General features: G+C 42.0%; 16 protein-coding genes. 11 read left to right on the top strand and 5 right to left on the bottom strand.

Features of this window, described 5'->3' with window-relative positions:
• Positions 1-786 precede the first annotated feature (786 nt).
• From AB5217_RS19645 to AB5217_RS19605, 9 genes are all read left to right on the top strand, one after another.
• Complete coding sequence (locus AB5217_RS19645) at positions 787-1218, top strand: hypothetical protein (RefSeq protein ID WP_004296383.1); 432 nt, start codon at positions 787-789, stop codon at positions 1216-1218.
• 224 nt (positions 1219-1442) lie between these two features.
• Positions 1443-1922 (top strand): hypothetical protein, encoded by a 480-nt coding sequence (locus tag AB5217_RS19640; protein WP_004296382.1) that lies wholly within the window; start codon positions 1443-1445, stop codon positions 1920-1922.
• The gene (locus AB5217_RS19635) at positions 1915-2490 is read left to right on the top strand and encodes an RNA polymerase sigma factor (protein WP_004296381.1); all 576 of its coding nucleotides are present in this window, start codon (positions 1915-1917) and stop codon (positions 2488-2490) included. The genes AB5217_RS19640 and AB5217_RS19635 overlap by 8 nt, the downstream gene beginning before the upstream one ends.
• 171 nt (positions 2491-2661) lie before the next feature.
• Positions 2662-4266, top strand: coding sequence for a TonB-dependent receptor (locus tag AB5217_RS19630; protein WP_256387964.1), 1605 nt, complete (start codon positions 2662-2664; stop codon positions 4264-4266).
• Entirely contained in the window at positions 4154-4981 is an 828-nt protein-coding gene (locus tag AB5217_RS19625; RefSeq protein WP_258908328.1) for an outer membrane beta-barrel family protein, read from the top strand. Before AB5217_RS19630 ends, AB5217_RS19625 begins: the two co-directional genes overlap by 113 nt.
• A gap of 77 nt (positions 4982-5058) precedes the next feature.
• Positions 5059-5634 (top strand): porin family protein, encoded by a 576-nt coding sequence (locus AB5217_RS19620; RefSeq protein ID WP_004296378.1) that lies wholly within the window; start codon positions 5059-5061, stop codon positions 5632-5634.
• Between the two features lie 191 nt (positions 5635-5825).
• Positions 5826-8282 (top strand): primosomal protein N', encoded by a 2457-nt coding sequence (gene priA, locus AB5217_RS19615; protein WP_004296377.1) that lies wholly within the window; start codon positions 5826-5828, stop codon positions 8280-8282.
• Between the two features lie 51 nt (positions 8283-8333).
• On the top strand, positions 8334-10130 hold the full coding sequence (locus tag AB5217_RS19610) for a DUF4091 domain-containing protein (protein ID WP_032844167.1): 1797 nt from the start codon (positions 8334-8336) through the stop codon (positions 10128-10130).
• Between the two features lie 204 nt (positions 10131-10334).
• A complete protein-coding gene (locus AB5217_RS19605; RefSeq protein ID WP_032844168.1) occupies positions 10335-10805 on the top strand; it encodes a low molecular weight protein-tyrosine-phosphatase in 471 nt (156 codons plus the stop codon).
• Here AB5217_RS19605 and AB5217_RS19600 read toward each other — a convergent pair.
• On the bottom strand, positions 10780-12852 hold the full coding sequence (locus AB5217_RS19600) for an HD family phosphohydrolase (protein ID WP_032844166.1): 2073 nt from the start codon (positions 12850-12852) through the stop codon (positions 10780-10782). The genes AB5217_RS19605 and AB5217_RS19600 overlap by 26 nt on opposite strands.
• 94 nt (positions 12853-12946) lie before the next feature.
• Between AB5217_RS19600 and gltX the strand changes: the two genes are divergently transcribed.
• Both gltX and AB5217_RS19590 read left to right on the top strand, forming a co-directional pair.
• On the top strand, positions 12947-14464 hold the full coding sequence (gltX, locus tag AB5217_RS19595) for a glutamate--tRNA ligase (protein ID WP_004307566.1): 1518 nt from the start codon (positions 12947-12949) through the stop codon (positions 14462-14464).
• Between the two features lie 13 nt (positions 14465-14477).
• A complete protein-coding gene (locus AB5217_RS19590) occupies positions 14478-15701 on the top strand; it encodes a 3-deoxy-D-manno-octulosonic acid transferase (RefSeq protein ID WP_008646335.1) in 1224 nt (407 codons plus the stop codon).
• Positions 15702-15975: 274 nt separating this feature from the next.
• Here AB5217_RS19590 and AB5217_RS19585 read toward each other — a convergent pair whose 3' ends face one another.
• The 4 genes from AB5217_RS19585 to AB5217_RS19570 form a co-directional block, all read right to left on the bottom strand.
• Positions 15976-17610 carry a TlpA family protein disulfide reductase gene (locus AB5217_RS19585; RefSeq protein WP_004310899.1) on the bottom strand — a complete coding sequence of 545 codons (1635 nt, stop codon included), beginning with the start codon at positions 17608-17610 and terminating at the stop codon, positions 15976-15978.
• The gene (locus AB5217_RS19580) at positions 17607-18818 is read right to left on the bottom strand and encodes a peroxiredoxin family protein (RefSeq protein ID WP_008776913.1); all 1212 of its coding nucleotides are present in this window, start codon (positions 18816-18818) and stop codon (positions 17607-17609) included. Before AB5217_RS19580 ends, AB5217_RS19585 begins: the two co-directional genes overlap by 4 nt.
• 289 nt (positions 18819-19107) lie before the next feature.
• Positions 19108-19623 (bottom strand): gamma carbonic anhydrase family protein, encoded by a 516-nt coding sequence (locus AB5217_RS19575; protein ID WP_004307560.1) that lies wholly within the window; start codon positions 19621-19623, stop codon positions 19108-19110.
• 148 nt (positions 19624-19771) lie between these two features.
• Positions 19772-21553 carry an aminopeptidase P family protein gene (locus AB5217_RS19570; protein ID WP_032854827.1) on the bottom strand — a complete coding sequence of 594 codons (1782 nt, stop codon included), beginning with the start codon at positions 21551-21553 and terminating at the stop codon, positions 19772-19774.
• Positions 21554-21647: the final 94 nt, after the last annotated feature.

Raw genomic sequence — 21647 nt, 5'->3', positions numbered from 1 at the left:
TAAGGAGTGTACTTCTTTTTTAATTCTTCCATGTGAATTTCGAATTTGAGAAGTGTCAACTTATTCAGTACACTACAACTGGAACTTTCGTATGGAGAAACCTGTTGCATGGTGAGGGTAAAAAGTTACCCTCACCATGCCCTTACCTTTACTCCCACACCTGTAATGCCGATGAATAAAGGGATTGAACCAATGGGTGAGAGTGTGAGAGTAAAAACCGCTATAACTTTTATTTGTGAGAGATATTTCAGTAATCAAGAATGAGAAGTAGAGTCGTCTTTTGTCAGATTCATTTTAATACATAACTTCCAGTATTTATTTCCATATTTCGACTGCGTTTCAAAAAAAACATATATCTTTGCCGTACGCTTTCAGCCCATCAGCGTGATGGAACAGGCAGGAAGCGGTTTTTATTTCCTATATGGAGTAAAAGCGTATTATCTCTCGATTTCAGAAATAGCTAATTCAAACAGAGGGAGATGATACGGTAGATACTCCACGTGAACGGATGTATATCAACATATTCGTAAGAGATGTGTTATATATAAACGATTGACGTGGGTGTCTGCTGTCATCATTGTTCTCTGGAGGGTGTAGCTAGCCTTGAAATCGGATAATGGTACAGCAGCATCTACGTCTTTCTTGTATTCGGCCAGTAATAAATTGCCCCAATTTTAACCTAGCCAATCGGCAGACTGCAAAAAAGCGTGGATGCCCGTTGTACTAATATACATGAATAAAATATTATTCATCCCTTATTTGTATCACACATGAAAAACAAACGCTATGGCACAATGGATTAGTATAGAAGAGGCAGCCGCAAAGTACGGATTCGAGACAGAATATATCTGGGTCTTGATAGAGATGCGAGAAATCACTGTGGACTACGAAAGGCCGGGCATCGACATCATCAGTGATGACAGTGTTCAGGAGTTTATGAGTCGAAATGAAAGAGGGGCTACTTTGATGTATATCGAAAAACTGGAACGATATTGCATAGATAAATCAAAACTTTGTTCAATATACCTATCACTTTTAGGCAAACAAGACAAAGAAATCACAAGATATAAAGCAGCCGGAATCCTTTATGATACCTTACAAATCAAATGGTTGAAACAATGTGACCGATTGCGGAAGTTGGAAAAAGAACTCGTCTTGGGGCAGACTACTTGCTGTACCTGTTGGCTGAAAAGAATCTGTATGAAAATCAGGAAGTAAAATCGGATTATCTTTTTTCTACTCGTAGTATGTTACTGAATAACCGGGACCGGGAACATCAACAACCGGTGAAACTACTGTATGGATCGTTGCAATTATACAAAAAATTGCAGGTACTATTATTTTTTTTGTAACTTCATAAAATATTTCTTCATCTCGATTGTCTATAAGAGTAGAGGGCTCTTTTAACTAATAAGAATGATGAATTAAAAAAATGAAGTATAATGGCAACAAAAAGTTTTAATAGAAGATTTCATGGAAGATGTGGCGGTAAGTTTTCTTTTTTCAGAAATCCATTTGTGTTTGTAATTCTTTGGCTGGTTGTAGCTGCGGGAATAGGAGCAATAGTCATGTTATTGTGGAATTGGCTGATGCCCGTGATTTTTGGTCTGCCTGCACTTAGTCTGTGGCAGGCATTGGGCTTGCTCGTCCTGATGCGTATTCTTTTCGGAAGTTTCGGTTTTGGCCGTAGAGGAGGGAGGCCCGGAGGAGGGATGCCTGGAATGCCCGGAAGAGGAATGAATCCGGTTCGTGAGAAATGGATGAAGATGACTCCGGAACAACGCAAGGAGTTTATTAATAAAAGGAAGAAAATGGGATTCGGTCCCTGGGGTAGAGACGACTTCTTTAACAGGGGTGACTTCGGGATGGATAAAGACTTCGAGATGGATGAAAATGTAGACTCTTCGAAAAAAGATGAATAAGCAAAAAGGGCACGAAGGCGATGTGGAGCGGCTGATCGAAGAACATCAGCCGCAACTGAAAGCCTTTATCCACCGGAGGGTTTCCAGTAAGGAAGATGCGGAAGATATTCTACAGGATGTATTTTATCAGTTGGTAAAAGCGGTCAGCAACACTTTGAATCCGATTGAGCAGGTGACGTCGTGGCTTTACAGAGTGACACGAAACACGATTATCAATAAGGGAAAAAAGAAAAGTGAAGAAGAATGGCCTGTTTCTGCCTACGCAGAGGAAGAAAGCGTCTTGAGTGAATTTTCGGAAGTGTTGTTTGCCAATGATGATCTGGCTCCTTCGCCTGAAACGGAATATATGCGTTCGCTGGTATGGCAGGAGTTGGAAGCAGCTCTTGGTGAATTGCCTGCCGAACAGCGGACGGTTTTCGAACTGATGGAGCTGGAAGGACTTTCTGTAAAAGAGGTAGCCGAAGCGACCGGTGCTTCTGCAAATACGGTGCTTTCGCGCAAACATTATGCCGTCAAGCATTTGCGCAAACGATTGGAAGGACTGTATAACGATATTCTTACTTACTGATGATTTCTATTAACTAATTACTTTCTCTTTCCTATCTGCCGTCCGGCGGATAGTTTGGAAAACTCCTGTCTATGCAAATAGTTATATCAATCTCCCTTGCGGGATATTGGTAAGGGGGATTCTATGCCCTACCGGGTACTTACTAATCACTTACATAAACGAAAAGAAAAAATGAAAACAAATTATATTTTACTGTTTGCGCTGATGTTGATGGTGTCTTTAAAATCTTCTGCACAGATATTTAGCGGTCGGGTTATTGGTGAAAATCAGCTTCCTGTGGAGTATGCCACGGTTGCACTATTGTCCGTGCCGGATTCTGCGCTTGTGGGCGGAGCTGTGACGGATAGCAAAGGTGTGTTTAAAATAACGGCACAGGATGCCGGGCCTTATTTGTTGTCCGTGTCTTTTGTGGGCTATAAGAAGTTCGTTCAGAGGGTTGCGTCTTCTGTGGAGGAAAATATCACGCTGATTCCTGATGATTTGATGTTGGATGAGGTGGTGATTACGCAGCGTCTTCCCCAGTTCCGGTTGGATAATGGAGGATTGACTACGAAAGTGGAGAATACAATATTAAGTAAGGCAGGTACTGCCATGAACGTAGTCGGGCTTTTGCCGGGAGTGTTGAAGAAGCAGGATGGCACGTTGGAAGTGTTGGGAAAAGGCGTTCCGCTTATCTATATCAATAACAGGAAAGTCCGCAACTTGGACGAACTCGACCGTTTGAACTCTGAAAATATCAAGCAGGTTGAACTGATAACCAATCCCGGAGCGGAATATGGAGCATCGGTAGGAGCTGTCCTGAAATTGAAAACAACCGGGAATAAAAACGATGGCTTTGGAGTGGGAGTGCGCTCGGTAGTGGATTATGCGCATAAGGTAGGAAACAACGATCAGATCAATATGGAATATCACCGGAAGGGACTGGATGTGTTCGGAGCTTTCCAATATCGTTTGGAGCATCTCAAGGAAACGGGAGAATCGGTACAAGATACGTATGTGGATGCTTCGTGGCAGCAGAAAGCTCAAACAACGGATTTAGGAAGAAATATCAGTTATTTCAGTCAGATAGGATTTAATTATGAAATAAATGAAAAACACTCTCTGGGCGCTACTTATGAATTGACTTCTGCCCCACGCAATAAAATGAACAATGACAACCGGACGGAGGTCTATGACGGGCAAGCATTATACGATGTGTGGAATACGTATACCTTTGCGATTGAGAAAGAATATCCCAGCCATCATTCCAATGTATATTATCATGGAGAGGTGAACAGTCTGGAAATGGATTTGAATGTAGATGTATTGGCTGGCAAGAATAAGGAAGAGGAGCATATTAGCGAATTGAGCCGCAATTATGATGATTTCTACATAACGACTCTTAGCAGAACCGATAATAAGTTGTATGCCGGAAAGTTAGTTTTATCTTATCCGCTGGCAGGTGGAAGAATTTCCGGAGGCAGTGAATATAGTTATACGCATCGCACCAGCGACTTTTCGGGGTTCGGTGATGAAATAGAGGGAACCAGTGATAAAATCAGAGAGAAGAATCTGGCTTTTTTTCTTGATTGTGTTTATCGTTTGGGTGGTGTAAATGCTTCGGCAGGACTTCGTTATGAAGATGTGTATTATGATTTCTATGAAAACAGTCTTTATCAGTCGGATGAGAGCAAACACTATCGCAACCTGTTTCCATCCTTGTCACTGGAAGGGGGCGATGGGGCAGGTGCAGTGGGCATTGGGGTATCATATTCAGGTTGCCCGCCCTCATTATGAACAGTTGAAAAATGCCATTCATTACGGGAACCGGTTTACCTATCTGGGAGGAGCTCCCAATTTGCAACCTACCTATATTCATGCGGCAGAGATGCGGGCTATCTATCGGGATCTGCAACTCTCCGTCGGCTACAATCGGTATAATGATGATATCCTGTTTTCTATCGAACAGATCACTTCCGATCCGAAAATCTCTCTTATTAAGTTTCGCAATGTCGACCATCGGGATGAAATGACTGCTTCTCTGGTCTTTGCTCCAAGTATCGGATGCTGGAAACCGGAGTGGACGGCTTCCCTCAACTCTCAATGGTTCAAAATCGGTTATTTGAATGAAATGAAGAATATGAGCGGAACGACATTCGGGATCCGGTGGAATAATTCATTTCAATTGCCTGCCGGATATATATTTCGCTTGAATGGTGAATATACAGGCAAGGGAGTGTATCAGAACTGTTATACAAGGCCCGTTAGTTGCTTGAGCACAAGTATCTATAAATCGTTTTTCAACGGACGTGTGGACTGCTTGCTGGAGGGGAACGACTTGTTTCATTCGATGAGGGATGCTAATACTCAATATGACGACCGGGTTAAAATGTTCCGGGAGACAAAGCGGAATACGCAGGAAGTGAAACTGACTGTTCACTATAAGTTTAATTTGCAGAAAAGTAAATATAAAGGTACGGGAGCAGGATTGGGTGAACAACAACGACTTTGAGCGAACAAAAAACCAATAATTTGTGTTTATTTAATCTAAATATATATCTTTGTCCCGAATTATAAACACGTAAATTTATGAAAAAGATTTTTGGTGCTTTAATGATTGCTATATGTATAGCTATGGCAATGCCTGCTCAGGCGCAGATACACTTTGGTGTAAAGGGAGGTTTGAACTTGTCAAAGGCGAGTTTCTCTAATGTGAGCGAAAACTTTAAAAAGGATAATTTCACAGGTTTCTTTATCGGTCCGATGGCCGAGTTTAATATTCCAATCGTAGGGTTGGGAGTAGATGCATCTTTGCTTTTTGCTCAACGGGGTATCAAAGTTTCAGAAGGGAATGATGATATTACTGTTAAACAAAACGGTATTGATATTCCTGTAAACCTGAAATATACCATTGGCTTGGGAAGTCTGGCTGGTATTTATCTGGCTGCAGGTCCTGACTTTTATTTCGATTTTGAAAAGAAATCGGGAATTGATAAGAAGAAAGCTGAAGTAGGTATCAATGTGGGTGCCGGTTTGAAGTTGCTGAACCATTTGCAGGTGGGTGCTAATTACAATATCCCATTGGGTAATACTGCTGATATTGAAGGAACAAATGCTTCTTATAAGACTAAGACTTGGCAAGTATCTGTGGCCTATATTTTTTAAGTAGTCTATCACTTTACATAGTATATGAAAAAGAGTTTCCGATAACCGGAAACTCTTTTTTGTTTGGGATTGTCCTGTTGCGCTCTTGAATATATTTCTTCCAATTCTCGTATGAAGTAGAGTTTTCTTTTTAAGTGTTCTCTCTCCCTTCTTTTAAATCCCCATTTTTTTATTGTATTTTTGTAGCTGCAATGAAAAAGTATGTAGATGTCATATTACCGCTTCCGCTTCCGAAGAGTTTTACTTACTCTTTGCCGGATGAATGTGCGGAAGATGTGAAGATAGGCTGCCGTGTGGTAGTTCCTTTCGGGCGGAAGAAGTTTTATACGGCTATCGTCCTTAACGTTCATTATTGTGCTCCAACGGAGTACGAAGTGAAAGATATATCTGCATTGCTGGATGCTTCTCCCATTCTGTTACCCGCTCAATTCAAATTTTGGGAGTGGATAGCTGATTATTATCTCTGTACACAAGGCGATGTCTATAAAGCGGCACTTCCCTCCGGCCTGAAACTGGAGAGTGAAACGATCGTTGAATATAATCCTGATTTTGAAGCGGATGCGCCATTGCCGGAACGTGAGCAACGTATTTTGGATTTACTTGCCGTAGATTCGCAACAGTGCGTCACTAAACTGGAGAAGGACAGTGGTATCAAAAATATTCTTACGGTCATCAAGTCTTTGCTCGATAAAGAAGCGATTTTCGTAAAGGAGGAGTTGAGGCGTACTTATAAACCTAAAACAGAGGCACGGGTTCGGCTTGCGGGTACAGCGGATGAAAAGCGGCTTCATATCCTGTTTGATATTCTGTCTCGTGCTCCGAAGCAGTTGGCATTACTCATGAAGTATGTGGAGTGTTCCGGTGTTTTAGGAGCGGGAACTCCGAAAGAAGTCTCCAAGAAAGAACTGTTGCAGCGGACTAATGTGGCCCCTTCTGTATTGAATGGATTGGTAGATAAGAAGATTTTTGAAATCTACTACCATGAAATCGGCCGGTTGGATAAGCAGGAGAAGGAGATTGTCGAATTAAATCCTTTGAATGAGTTTCAACAGCGTGCATTTGATGAAGTCGTACAGTCTTTTCAAGAGAAAAATGTCTGTCTGCTTCATGGGGTAACGTCCAGTGGTAAGACTGAAATTTATATCCATCTGATAGAAGAAGCGATTCGTCAGGGAAAGCAGGTGTTATATTTGTTGCCGGAAATTGCATTGACCACTCAAATCACGGAGCGTTTGCAACGGGTCTTCGGTGCTCGTCTGGGTATCTATCATTCTAAGTTCCCCGATGCTGAACGGGTTGAAATATGGCGGAAGCAACTGGGAGAGAACGGGTATGATATTATTCTGGGTGTTCGTTCTTCTATTTTCCTGCCTTTCCGAAATCTGGGATTGGTGATTGTGGACGAAGAGCACGAAAATACGTATAAGCAACAAGATCCCGCTCCCCGCTATCATGCGCGTAGCGCGGCTATTGTACTGGCCGCCATGTACGGAGCTAAAACCCTGTTGGGTACGGCCACTCCCTCTATCGAGTCATGGCAGAATGCAAGAGAGGGAAAATATGGTTTCGTACAACTGAAAGAACGATATAAAGAAATCCAGTTGCCGGAGATTATTCCGGTGGATATCAAGGAACTGCATCGCAAAAAGCGGATGGTCGGACAATTCTCGCCACTTCTGATACAATATATGAAAGAGGCTTTGGAACAGAAAGAACAAGTGATTCTCTTTCAGAACCGTCGTGGGTTTGCTCCGATGGTGGAGTGTCGTACCTGCGGCTGGGTGCCTAAGTGTAAGAATTGCGACGTAAGCCTTACCTATCATAAAGGAATCAATCAATTAACCTGTCACTACTGCGGTTATACGTATCAACTGCCGAAATCCTGTCCTGCCTGCGAGGGAACAGAACTGGTGAACCGTGGTTTCGGTACGGAAAAGATTGAAGACGACATCAAAATCCTTTTCCCGGAAGCTGCCGTTGCCCGGATGGATTTGGATACTACACGTACCCGTTCCGCCTATGAGAAGATTATTGCAGACTTTGAGCAGGGAAAGACGGACATATTGATCGGTACCCAAATGGTATCAAAAGGGTTGGATTTCGATCATGTCAGTATAGTAGGTATATTGAATGCCGATACCATGTTGAATTATCCCGATTTCCGTTCCTATGAGCGTGCTTTTCAGTTGATGGCACAAGTAGCAGGACGTGCCGGGCGTAAGAATAAACGCGGACGGGTGGTATTGCAAACCAAGAGCATCGATCATCCTATCATTCATCAGGTCATTGCCAATGATTATGAAGATATGGTAGGCGGACAATTGGTGGAACGTCAGATGTTCCATTATCCTCCTTATTACCGGCTGGTATATGTTTATCTGAAAAATCATAATGAAGCGTTGCTGGATCAGATGGCGGCAGTGATGGCGGATAAGTTGCGGGCTGTATTTGGCAATCGGGTATTAGGTCCGGATAAACCTCCTGTTGCCCGTATCCAGACTTTGTTTATCAAGAAGATCGTTGTCAAGATTGAGCAGAATGCCCCAATGGGACGTGCACGGGAATTGTTGCTACGTATTCAGCGCGAGATGTTGGCGGACGAACGCTATAAATCTTTGATTGTCTATTATGATGTAGATCCTATGTGATTTAATAATTTTCCCCCATATAATAACCTTTAATCATTTAATTAACTAACCATGAAACGACTTACTATTTTTTCTCTGACTTGTCTCTTTAGCGTGGGTGCAGTTTTAGCCCAGCAGGGAGTAACTCAATGTGGTGTTCCGACAGGACAACCGAAGTTCCCTTTACTGACTTATCAGGAGTTGCCTGATCCTACTGCACCTTCTGATAAAGAGTGGGTAGCGGTGACTTCCACCCAAGTTTCTTGGGGTACAACAGATGTACGGTATGCAAAACATCAACTCCCGCAGTTGAAGAAACAACAGACTGTTTCCCTGAAAGGCTGGCGTGGCGAACGTGTGAACGCGCAAGCTGTTGTGTGGACAGGCGTAGAACTGAAAGACCTGAATTTCAGCTTTGGTGATTTTAAAGACAAAAAGGGAAATGTTCTTCCCAAAGATGCATTTACAGGTGGTTTTGTCCGTTATGTGATGACGGATGAATTGAATAAGGATGGGAGAGGTGCCTGTGGACATCGGAAGTCTATAGATTATGATTCATTATTGGTGGCCGATCCTATTGATACCAACCTGAAAACGATGGCTTTGCCCGCTCGTACTGTTCAACCGGTTTGGGTGCAGTGTTGGATTCCTCAATCGGCTACTCCCGGAACTTATCAAGGGGAGTTATTAATTAATGATGGCTCGCGTTTATTGCAACGCCTGAATCTCGAAATTACCGTTTCTTCCCGTGAACTTCCTCAACCTTCGGAATGGGCTTATCACTTGGATTTATGGCAAAGTCCTTATGCAGTGGCACGTTATTATCAGGTTCCTTTATGGAGCCAGGAGCATTTTGACGCTATGCGTCCTTTGATGAAAATGTTGGCAGATGCCGGACAGAAGATTATCACGGCTACTTTGACGCATAAGCCCTGGAATGGTCAGACAGAAGATTATTTTGATACAATGGTCACCTGGATGAAACGGGCAGATGGAACATGGGCTTTTGATTATACTATCTTCGACCGTTGGGTGGAATTTATGATGAGTGTAGGCATTGATAAACAGATTAATTGTTACTCAATGGTTCCCTGGGAATTGTCATTCCAATACTACGATCAGGCAACCAACTCTTTGCAATTCGTGAAAACTGCACCGGGTGAAGCGGCTTATGAAGAAATGTGGGGAGCGATGCTTGCCTCTTTCTCCAAGCATCTGAAAGAAAAAGGATGGTTTGATATCTGTGCTATTGCGATGGACGAACGTCCGATGGAAGTAATGCAGAAGACGTTGAAAGTGATTCGTAAAGCTGATCCGGATTTTAAAGTATCGTTGGCTGGAAACTATCATGAAGAAATTGAGCCCGATCTATATGATTACTGTATTGTCATCGGACAGAACTTCCCGGAAGAAGTGCGTCTGCGTCGTGTAGCCGAGAACAAGCGTACTAATTATTATACCTGCTGTACGGAAGCCCATCCCAACACGTTTACTTTCTCTGATCCTGCAGAAGCAGTCTGGATGAGTTATTATTCATCTAAGAAACATCTGGATGGTTATCTGCGTTGGGCATATAACAGCTGGCCATTGGAGCCGCTGCTCGATTCCCGTTTCCGTAGTTGGGCAGGCGGAGATACTTACCTTGTATATCCGGGTGCTCGTAGCTGTATTCGTTTCGAACGTTTGATTGAAGGAATACAGGCGCATGAGAAGATCAATATCCTTCGTCAGGAATTTGAGAAAAAAGGAAATAAGGCCGGATTAAAGAAAATAGAAAAAATGCTTGCTCCGTTCAATTTGGGTAGTATGCCGGAAATCCCGGCCGCAATAACCGTGAACCGGGCCAATCAGATACTGAACTCATTGTAAATGACTGTTCGTTAAATGGGAATTTAATTCAGACAGAAGAACATAAGAACAAAAAATAAAATAGCCGTTCAATAAGCAACAGAAATAAGTTTCAAAGCGCAGCCTTTATGTTCTTTTGTTCTTATGTCTGAAATATGTTTTTGTTCTTATGTCTAAAAATAAATGATCATTTGGCTTATTCTTGAATCTGTTAAAAGTGAAATTATGAAAAAGATACTTTTCGTTTGCCTTGGAAATATCTGCCGTAGCTCTACGGCTGAAGGCGTAATGCTTCATTTAATAAAAGAAGCGGGACTGGAAAACGAATTTGTGATAGATTCCGCTGGAATCTTGTCTTATCATCAGGGCGAATTGCCGGATAGCCGGATGCGTGCTCATGCAGCCCGTCGCGGTTATCAATTGGTGCATCGTTCTCGCCCCGTCCGTACGGAAGATTTTTATAATTTTGATCTGATAATCGGTATGGACGACCGGAACATAGATGACTTGAAAGACAAAGCTCCTTCTCCCGAAGAATGGAAGAAGATTCATCGCATGACGGAGTATTGTACCCGTATTCCTGCAGATCATGTCCCCGACCCCTATTATGGAGGGGCCGAGGGGTTTGAATATGTACTTGATGTTCTTGAAGATGCTTGCGCAGGTTTGCTTACTTCTTTAACTCAGGATAACTGATCCGGGTATGATAAGCGATTTTTAATTTCTCCTTGAATACAGCTTTCACAGTCGCTATATCCTTGAAAGTGATAGGACATTCCTTAAAGTAACCTTCAGTAACCTGTGAGTCGATAATCTTGTCGACCAGGTTGCTGATTGTTTCTTCCGTATATTCGGGAAGACTGCGTGAGGCAGCTTCCACGGCATCTGCCATCATCAGGATAGCCTGCTCCTTGGTGAACGGATTCGGGCCGGGATAAGTGAACAATTCTTCATTCGGCTCTTCGTCCGGATGCTCGTTCTTCCAGGAAATATAGAAATATTTTGTTTTTCCCCGTCCGTGATGGGTGCTGATAAAGTCTTTGACCGCTTTAGGCAGATTGTGTTTATCCGCCAACTTCAATCCATCCGTCACATGGCTGATAACGACCTGCGCACTTTGTTCGTAATTCAGATTCTTATGCGGATTAACTCCTCCCGACTGATTCTCCGTGAAGAAAGCCGGATTTTCCATCTTTCCGATATCATGATACAAAGCTCCCGTACGTACTAACTGACTTTTGGCTCCAATCCGGATGGCGGCTTCTGCTGCCAGATTAGCCACTTGCATGGAATGTTGGAAGGTTCCGGGAACCGTTTCAGACATCTGCCGCAAAAGATCGTTATTGATATTCGAAAGCTCCACCAAAGTAACATTCGAAGTAAATCCGAAAGTCTTTTCCAATAAGAACAGTAAAGGATAAGTGAATAACAACAGGATTCCGTTAATGATGAAGTAAGTGTACATTCGTATGTTCAACTTCGAAAAGTCGGTGGAAAGACCGTTCTCTGTCATCAACTCGAAGGCGAAATAAATGGCTGCATAAGTCAGTATGACCAATAAAGCCGTTCGGAAAAGTTGGGACCTTTGCGATAGCTCTCTTAGACTGAATATCGCCACTAATCCTGCAGCCAACTGTGTCAGAATGAATTCATGCGGAAAGCGTAAGGATATGGAGCATATCAATATAGTGATGACATGCGTCAGGAAAGCAGTCCTCGAATCAAGAAAAACACGGATGATAATGGGTAGCATCGCGTACGGGATGATATACACATTAAATAGATTATGTGTTACCATGAAAGCGGTTATGACACTGTAAAATACAATCAACGTGAATAGCAATGACAGACTGCCTTTCCGTTGATAGTAGTCTTTTCGGAACAGGTCGAGATAAAGCATAAAACAAAGCATCAGCATTCCTACAAACAGAATCTGTCCGCCGAGAATCAGGCGGTTTTGTCCCATGGACTCATTCCGTTTGATGGATTCTTTGCGTAATGACTCCAAGATATTATAGGTATGCGGGCTGACGATTTCCCCCCGGTCGATAATCTTTTGCCCGCTGACTACTAATCCGTTTGCCCAGGAATAGTTGTTCAGGATTTCTTCTTTGGCAGCCTGGGTACGTTCCTCGTCAAAGGTAAGGTTGGGGGTGATGTATTCGTTCAGGGAGCATTGCCTTAAAATTTCCCGGTTGAAATGAGTAGAGTCTGCTGACAGCAAGTGCTCATAGGCTTTTTTTACCGTGTAAAGATTCTCGGTAGCCTGTGGATTAGCCAGTTTGTCATCAATCACCATGACAGATGAAGTGCTGTCTTTGTGAAGCAGCTGTATATTCTCTGTCGAAACGATGCCTGCCTGATAGATTTCTTTTAAAGTGCGCTCAATGTACCGCAAATAATCGATGGAAGGGAGAATACCTTTCAGATTCGTATGGTAATTCTCTTTCAGCTTGGCGATTGCGTCTTTTTCTATATTTTTATCCAGTTGATAATAAGGTTGGAAGAAAGCCATCAGGCTATCTTGTTCCCTTTTTACCACTGCATCCTCTTTATAAATAGGAAAGTCGAAAGTAGCGATCAACTGTCCGTATTTCCAGGGCTTGTTGATGTCGAACTGGTAATTGAATTTTCCGTCACGTGGCAGGAAATAAACAATCAGCGCCACAGTGCCTACAAACAGCAGTGATTTATATAGTAAATCTCTCCATGAAAATCTTTTTTTCTTCTTCAAATGTTCCATATCCACTGAAATTTTTGCGAAAAGTACAAAAAAAAACAATAGTGTGGAAAAAAAGGTTTAATTTTGCCACGATTTACCTATACTAACCCAAATTATGGCAGAAAGAAAAGTAAGAGTTCGTTTTGCTCCAAGTCCTACGGGAGCATTGCACATCGGTGGTGTGCGTACAGCTTTGTATAATTATCTATTTGCACGTCAACACGGCGGAGACTTGATATTTCGTATTGAAGACACTGACTCTAACCGGTTCGTTCCGGGAGCGGAAGAGTATATACTCGAATCTTTTAAGTGGTTAGGTATCCACTTTGACGAGGGAGTGAGCTTCGGTGGTGAACAGGGTCCATACCGTCAGTCGGAGCGCCGCGAAATCTACAAGAAATATGTGCAGATTTTGCTGGAAAATGGAAAAGCTTACATCGCTTTTGATACTCCGGAGGAGCTGGACGCTAAGCGTGCTGAAATTGCTAACTTCCAATATGATGCATCTACCCGTGGTATGATGCGCAATTCATTAACTATGCCGAAAGAAGAAGTGGATGCACTGATTGCTGAAGGCAAACAATATGTTGTTCGTTTCAAAATCGAACCGAATGAAGATATACATGTAAATGACCTGATTCGTGGCGAAGTAGTAATCAACTCATCTATTCTGGATGACAAAGTGCTTTATAAATCGGCTGACGAACTGCCTACTTACCATTTGGCAAATATCGTGGATGACCATTTGATGGAAGTTTCCCACGTGATTCGTGGTGAAGAATGGTTGCCTTCCGCTCCTTTGCATGTGTTGTTGTACCGTGCTTTCGGTTGGGAAGATACGATGCCGGAATTTGCTCACCTGCCTTTGTTATTGAAACCGGAAGGTAATGGAAAATTAAGCAAGCGTGACGGTGACCGTCTCGGATTCCCTGTATTTCCATTGGAATGGCACGATCCGAAATCCGGAGAAATCTCTTCTGGTTATCGCGAATCCGGTTATTTACCCGAAGCTGTGATTAATTTCCTGGCTTTATTGGGATGGAATCCGGGTAATGATCTGGAAGTGATGTCGATGGATGAATTGATTAAGTTGTTTGATCTTCACCGTTGCAGCAAGTCGGGAGCTAAGTTCGACTATAAAAAAGGAATATGGTTCAATCATCAATATATACAGCAGAAACCTAACGAAGAAATTGCGGAACTGTTCTTGCCTTTCTTGAAAGAACAAGGCGTAGAGGCTCCTTTCGAAAAGGTAGTGACTGTGGTTGGCATGATGAAAGACCGGGTAAGTTTCATTAAAGAACTGTGGGATGTATGTAGCTTCTTCTTTGTGGCTCCTACCGAATATGATGAAAAGACGGTGAAGAAACGCTGGAAAGAAGATTCTGCCAAATGTATGACCGAATTGGCAGAAGTGATTGCCGGTATTGAAGATTTTAGCATTGAAGGACAGGAAAAAGTCGTTATGGACTGGATTGCAGAGAAAGGTTACCATACCGGTAATATCATGAATGCTTTCCGTCTGACATTGGTGGGTGAAGGAAAAGGCCCGCACATGTTCGATATTTCCTGGGTATTGGGCAAAGAGGAGACGATAGCTCGTATGAAACGAGCGGTAGAGGTTTTGAAGTAATCGACACAGTACTATGCTTTACGACCTGGCAATAGTCATTTATGACTTTATCGTCCATTTGGCTGCTCCGTTTAGCCGTAAGCCACGGAAGATGATGAAGGGGCATTGGGTGGTGTATGAACTCTTACGCCAACAAGTGGAAAAAGGGGAACAGTATATTTGGTTTCACGCTGCTTCACTGGGGGAGTTTGAACAAGGACGCCCTCTGATAGAAATGATTCGTGAGAAATATCCTAACTATAAGATATTGCTGACATTTTTTTCTCCTTCCGGTTATGAAGTGCGCAAGCATTATCGGGGGGCGGATATTGTCTGCTATCTGCCGTTTGATAAGCCGAGGAATGTGAAGAAGTTCCTGGATATTGCAAATCCTTGCATGGCGTTCTTTATCAAATATGAGTTTTGGAAGAATTATCTGGATGAGCTTCACAAGCGCCGTATTCCGGTATATAGTGTGTCGTCTATTTTCCGTCGCGAACAAATATTCTTTAAATGGTACGGTGGCACTTATCGCAATGTCTTGAAAGATTTCGATCATCTGTTTGTTCAGAATGAGGCATCCAAACGTTATTTGTCGAAAATCGGCATCAGTCGTGTGACAGTAGTGGGGGATACCCGTTTTGACCGTGTACTGCAAATCCGCGAAGAGGCTAAAGAGCTCCCGTTGGTGGAGAAGTTTAAAGGAAACAATTCTTTTACTTTTGTTGCCGGAAGTTCATGGGGACCTGATGAGGATTTATTCCTCGAATATTTCAATAATCATCCGGAAATGAAATTGATTATTGCTCCGCATGTGATCGATGAGAATCACCTGGTTGAGATCATCGGTAAACTGAAGCGTCCGTATGTGCGCTATACCCGTGCCGATGAGAGGAATGTATTGAAAGCGGATTGTCTTATTATAGACTGCTTCGGACTGCTGTCCTCTATTTACCGCTATGGTGAAATAGCTTATATAGGCGGTGGTTTCGGGGTAGGAATCCATAACACCTTGGAAGCGGCTGTATACGGTATTCCGGTGATTTTCGGACCGAAGTATCAGAAATTTATGGAAGCCGTTCAATTGCTCGAAGCAAAAGGTGCCTATTCTATCAAAGACTATGATGAGCTGAAAACTTTGCTGGATCGTTTCCTGACAGATGAGGCGTTTTTGCGGGAAACCGGAACGAATGCCGGTTATTATGTGACTAGCAATGCCGGTGCGACGGAGAAGATTATGCACATGATTAATTTCTAAATATGTAGTGTAGATCAATGTGAATTCGATATAAGAGGGCAATACAAAACCTTAATAAACAAAGAATCACCTTTATCACAATTATCTGTGGTAAAGGTGATTCTTTGTTTATTAAGGAGCTTTGGCACACTTCTCATTGCTTTCGGCTCTTTGTCAAATTGGGTGGTAAATCCTTTAGAAAAACAGGCATCTACTGAATTATATAAATGAATAGAGGACAACTTTTCACCAGATTTGACGAAGAACCTGTTTCCTGCATTTGTAGCTAGGCACCTTATCTGTTGACTTCTAACTCTAGCAACTCTTTCAACTCTTTGGCTGTTACGTGGGTGAATTGTTTTGCGATATTTCCTTTTTTATCTATTATCAGGTACATCGGTAATCCCGTCATCTGAAAATGATTCCAAAGATAACCCCACTGTTCTTTGTTCAACCAGTAATGTTCTCCGGCAATGTCTTGTATTAGTATATCCCAAGTCTTTTTTATAGAACTGGGGCCTGTGAGGTAAATGAAAGCAACTTTGTCTTCACCTATTTCTTTCTTTAGTGGTTCATATTCCTTGATGATTTGCCGGCAGCCACCGCACCAGGTAGCCCAAAAGTCGATAAACTGTACCTTCCCTTTGTGGCGGGCAATGAGAGCAGTCAACAGTTCCTTTTCCGGAACTTGTGGTACTTCGCAAATAGTGAATTTCTTTGTTATCGTTTTCTGTCGGGGTTGCATCTGGCGGTTCATGTCTTGAATGATACCTAAGAAAATAGGATTGGTGATTTCCGAAGCCATGAGCTCTTGTCGGGGTGTCAGAGGTTGTAAATTGTAAAAACTGGAACGCATATAGATTGCTCGTATGTAGTCAACTATTAAACTTGTGCTGTCTTGTATGATATTACTAAGACGTTCTTTTGTTTTGGAGAATGACTCCCATCTGAATAGGTCATTTTCTTTGAAGTATTTTGCACTAAGTGCCATTAGCTCGCTTTCTTGCTGAAAGGAGACACCTGCTTTGAAAGCCGTTTCATATTGATGGATAAGTGTCTGTTCCTCTTTAGTGAGTGGTGCATTTTTCAATAGATTTTTTTCGTAAGCGAGTGGGTCTTTGTGGGTATCATATAAATCCATGACTACATTGCGGTAATTATAACAATAGAGTGCTAAAGGGTGATTGACTGGGAAATCCTTCAAATAATTGTGGAAATCATCAGGCAAATATACATCAAGAAAAGCAGCAAAAGCTTGTTCCCGCGTAATGTTTTCCTTCTTTTGATAAGCAGTTTGCAGGCAATAGTGGGTGGCCTGTAGATTTTCCAGGCAATCAAATGCGCATGAGAGATTGGCGAGTGTGCGAGTGTCTTCGCTGAATTGTAACTGTGCGTTGTTGTGCGTTACATATCGTTTGTATTGGTTGATACATCGTTTTTTGAATTCATTGGCACTAATGCCTACAATGGAATCCAATAGGTCGCCATCACTATAAACAGGTGGTATCTTTGTTATCAGTTCCGGCTGGCACCATTCATTGTTAATGGTAGCATATTGACCGCTAAATACAAACTGTTTTCCTGGTGGATTACTTAGATTGATAGCTACATTTGTTTCTTTTTCGGGACTTAGCAGAATGACTAAATCAGCATTTCCTATCATCATCCGTACTTGTGTATGATGGTAGAGAGGAATATTAATAGTAAAGTTTCCGTCTGACTCAACAGTCGGATAAAGAGTTTCGGCTGTTCCCATCACGATATTGGGAGCTCCGATCTTGAATATCAGATTATCATTCGGATGGTAATTGGCGATTGTACCACTTAAAATGGCCTTTCCCTTCTGATATTCGGGGATGGGTAATTGTGCTTGTGCCAGGTTGAATAACAAGGACAAACAAAGACAAGTAAATAGTCTGTTCATGTTCATAGTAGTTCTTTTATTGCATTTATTATTTCTTTATCTGTATTCTCATTACTATAACCTCTGATTACTTTTCGTATGATTCGTTCTTGGTCTACTATGAAAAAGTAGGGTGCGGCACCACCGGTCTGATATTGTTTTATAACCTCATTTGTTGCATTTAGAATGGTATAATTCAATTCCTTTCGGTTTGCATAATTCCGGATGGCAGATACTTTACGACTCCAGGATTCTATTGCAATCAACTCAAACTCTTCACTGGTGAATAATTCTTTTAACTGTTTCAGAAAAGGAACAGCTGCCTGACAGGCACCACAACCAATGCCTGTGAAGTTGATTAGTATGATTTTGCTTTTACAGTCGGCTAATGATACCGGCTGTGCTTCTATATTTTCTAATATCCAGCCGGGAGCTTTTTTCCCTATAAGACTGGATGCTGTTGGTTCTGCTTTTTTCTTGTAGAGGTCGCTGTATTTTACTATCTCATAATCTTTGGGGAAATAATCAGACGCGTTAAAGTCGTTAATTGTTAGTTTATTGATTTCAAGATTCGAACAGGTTGAAACGGAAATATCATGCGACATCTCTCTCCGTTTTTTATAAGGTAGGTCATTCGATTTGTTGATCCATAACTCATAAATAGAAGCTGTACTGCCGATATTGAATGGAGGAAGTGGCATGTGATAAGCTTTTCCAAAGAACTCAACCTGTTGATTCTCATCAATGACTAATTTAAAATAATAATTATCACCCTCATCTTTCAACTCTGTTACAATATGATCCTTAGTGGTAAGTGCATATCTGATGATATTCTTTGCGTGATTGAAGAATGGAGGACTTACTAGTCTGAAAGGAAGTGGTCTGAATGTGAAATCATCAATTGCTAATTTCTTATTTTCGTGATAAGGTAATACTCTTATGTTGCCGTCATAACAAAATTCTAGTTTTGTTGTATCATTGGCATCTAGTGAAACATAGCTTGCACCTATGGTTGAGTCCATTGGATTATCGTACTCTTTAACGAAGCCATGCAAGGTAGATAATGCGGTTGAATCACCAGGTTGCCAGCTTTCGTTAGTGACATAGTAGGTTGCAGATTCAATCTTTTCTAAATTGGTAAGTACTTTCTTTAAATATTCTTTTTCTGCGTTTTGTGCATTGGCGGTTATTATTTCTGCCAATAAGAGAATTGTAAGTAGTAGTTTTATTTTCATAATGAATAAGTGTTTGTTGGTTTACCGCCCGGATTTAATGCTTTACAAATCTACGAATAATTCGTAATATATCTATTTTCAGATGGTTAAATAATATGAATATAGATTTTAGGAATCAATGATGATTAGTTTTAGTAGTATGAATCTTATGGTAAGTGTTTGTAAATGGTTTGTTTTATTAATGTGGCTATTGAAGTGTCAATGGAGATCTGAAAAAAAACGTTCCCCCTTTTTCTTAAAAACATAAGAGAAAGGAGGAACGAAGTTTAGTTTTCGGTTTTACTTAATGTTATTCCTTATACCATTGTGAGTACATCAAATAATTGTGAGCAATCTTCTGATTCAGTTCTTTGGCTTGTTCAGGATCTACCTTTTTTATGAATTTCGCGGGTACTCCTCCCCAAATACTTCCCGGCTCAATGATGGTATTGCTTAATACCAGCGAACCGGCGGCAACGATTGCTCCTTCGCCAACTACGACGTGATCCAGGACGGTTGACCCCATCCCTACCAATGCATAATCTTTGATGGTCGCCCCATGAATGGTGACATTATGCCCAACGGATACGTGATCGCCAATTTCAATAGTCGATTTCTGATATAACGTATGCAAGACACTTCCATCCTGAATGTTGACACCATTGCCGATTCGTATGGAGTTGACGTCACCTCTTAATACCGTATTAAACCAAATGCTACAATCATTTCCTATTTTTACATCTCCTATAATAGTTGCATTATCTGCGAGGAAGCAGTTTTCTCCGATTTCGGGAGTAAAACCCCGTACTGATTTAATTAAAGCCATATAATATTTGTTTCTAATAAAGTTTTTTATTTAATGCAGTTCTATGTTGTACGACACCCGGGTGTCGTGATGTATGAGACCCGGGTCTTGAGCAGTCTGACACCCGGGTCTCAGTATGCTTGACACCCGGGTGTCAGACAAGTTCTTTTTAAAGGGAAGCAGTTGCCTCTTGTAACCAAACTTTTTCTTCTTCGTTAAGATCCGGTGACAACTTCTCGTAGACAGTCTGATGGTAATTGTTTAACCATTCAATTTCTTCATTTGTCAGCATCTCCTTGATGATCCCTTTTTTGCAGATTGGGCATAAAGTGATAGTTTCAAACTTAAGATATTCTCCAAACATTCCCTCTCCATCTTTGCAAACCAACGTCAGGTTCTCCGTACGTATCCCGTGACTGCCTGCTTTATAAACACCAGGCTCATTGGAAGTAACCATGCCGGGCTGCAAAATGACAGGGTTCTCATTCATACGAATGCTTTGCGGCCCTTCGTGTACACTCAGGAAATGTCCGACGCCATGTCCTGTGCCATGAAGAAAATTCATTCTGTGGTTCCAGATAGGCATACGAGCTAGTACATCGAGCTGGGCTCCACGGGTTCCGGCAGGGAATTTGGCCATAGCCAACGCGATGTGTCCTTTTAATATAAGGGTATAATCCGTTTTTTCTTCTTCTGTAAGTTCGCCTAAAGCAATGGTTCGGGTGATGTCAGTGGTTCCGTCCAGATATTGGGCTCCTGAATCTAAGAGTAAGAACCCTCTGGGCTGAAGAGTCACCTCACTTTCCGGGGTAGCTGAATAATGTACGATTGCCCCATGTTCTTTATATCCTGCAATCGTGTCGAAACTTTCCCCCATGTAGAGAGGCTGTGCAGCCCTAAACTCATGCAACTTTTTATCTATACTTAATTCTGTCTCTTTTCCGGTAGATACGGATTCTTCCAGCCATTTGAGGAATTTGACGAGTGCTACTCCATCCCGTTGCATGGCAGCGTGGATGCCGGCGACCTCCTGCTCATTGCGAATCGCTTTCAATAATGCGACAGGCGACTCGCCACGAAGAATAGAACATTGCGGATTAATAGACGAATAGATAGAATAATTCGTTTTTCGTGGATCAATCAGAATGTTTTTTCCCGGAAAAGAATTCAGGAATGTCTCTACCTCATCATACTTCTGTATTCCAATCTGCCGTTCCTTTAGATAAGTCTCTACCTCTGCCGTCACTTTCTCCGGTGAAATAAAATAAGTCACTTCATCCTGTGTGATTAACAGGTAACTTACTATGACCGGATTGCAATGTACATCGTTCCCTCGCAAATTGAGAGTCCATGCGATCTCGTCGAGTGCGGATATGAATAAAGCATAGACACCTTTCTTTTTCAACTCCGTACGGATGGCGGATATTTTCTCTTCACAGCTTTTTCCTGCATATTTGATATCATAAATAAAGGCAGGAGAATCAGGCATGGCGGGCCGGTCTTTCCAAATGCTACTCAATGGATCTCCAAATATGTCGACCTGTAACTGATGTGCCGCCAGTTCTTCTTTCATCTGTTCGACCTGTTGCACAGAGAACATTTTCCCGTCGATACTTACGGATTCTCCAGGTTTTAAGTGTTGGCAGAGAAATTCTGTAATACTGGGAGTCTCCGGCAACATCTCTTTATATAAGGTAATGCCGCTGCCCTCCAATTCCTTCGTAGCTTGCAGAAAATAACGTGAGTCGGTCCATAATCCTGCTTCATCCATCAGGATAACCGCTGTTCCGGCAGAACCAGTAAAACCGGAAATCCACTCCCGTGACATCCAGTGGGGAGCCACATATTCACTAAGATGAGGGTCGGTGCTGGGAATAATGAATGCTTTGATAGAATTGGGATGAAAGGTCATGCGCAGTGCATGCACTCGCTCTTTTATGCTCTGTTTCATACTTTATTATATTATTATAGACATGTAAGTGTTTCAAAGGTACTAACTTTCTGCATTTAATAACTTGTTTATGAATAGTTTTTGAGAAATATTT

It is taken from the genome of Bacteroides sp. MSSM.1001136sp1_RTP21357st2_D2_RTP21359_211015 (assembly GCF_040913205.1).
GTDB lineage: Bacteria > Bacteroidota > Bacteroidia > Bacteroidales > Bacteroidaceae > Bacteroides > Bacteroides ovatus.
The sequence above is the reverse complement of the archived record's forward strand: the minus strand, read 5'-3'. Positions and strand labels throughout refer to the sequence as shown.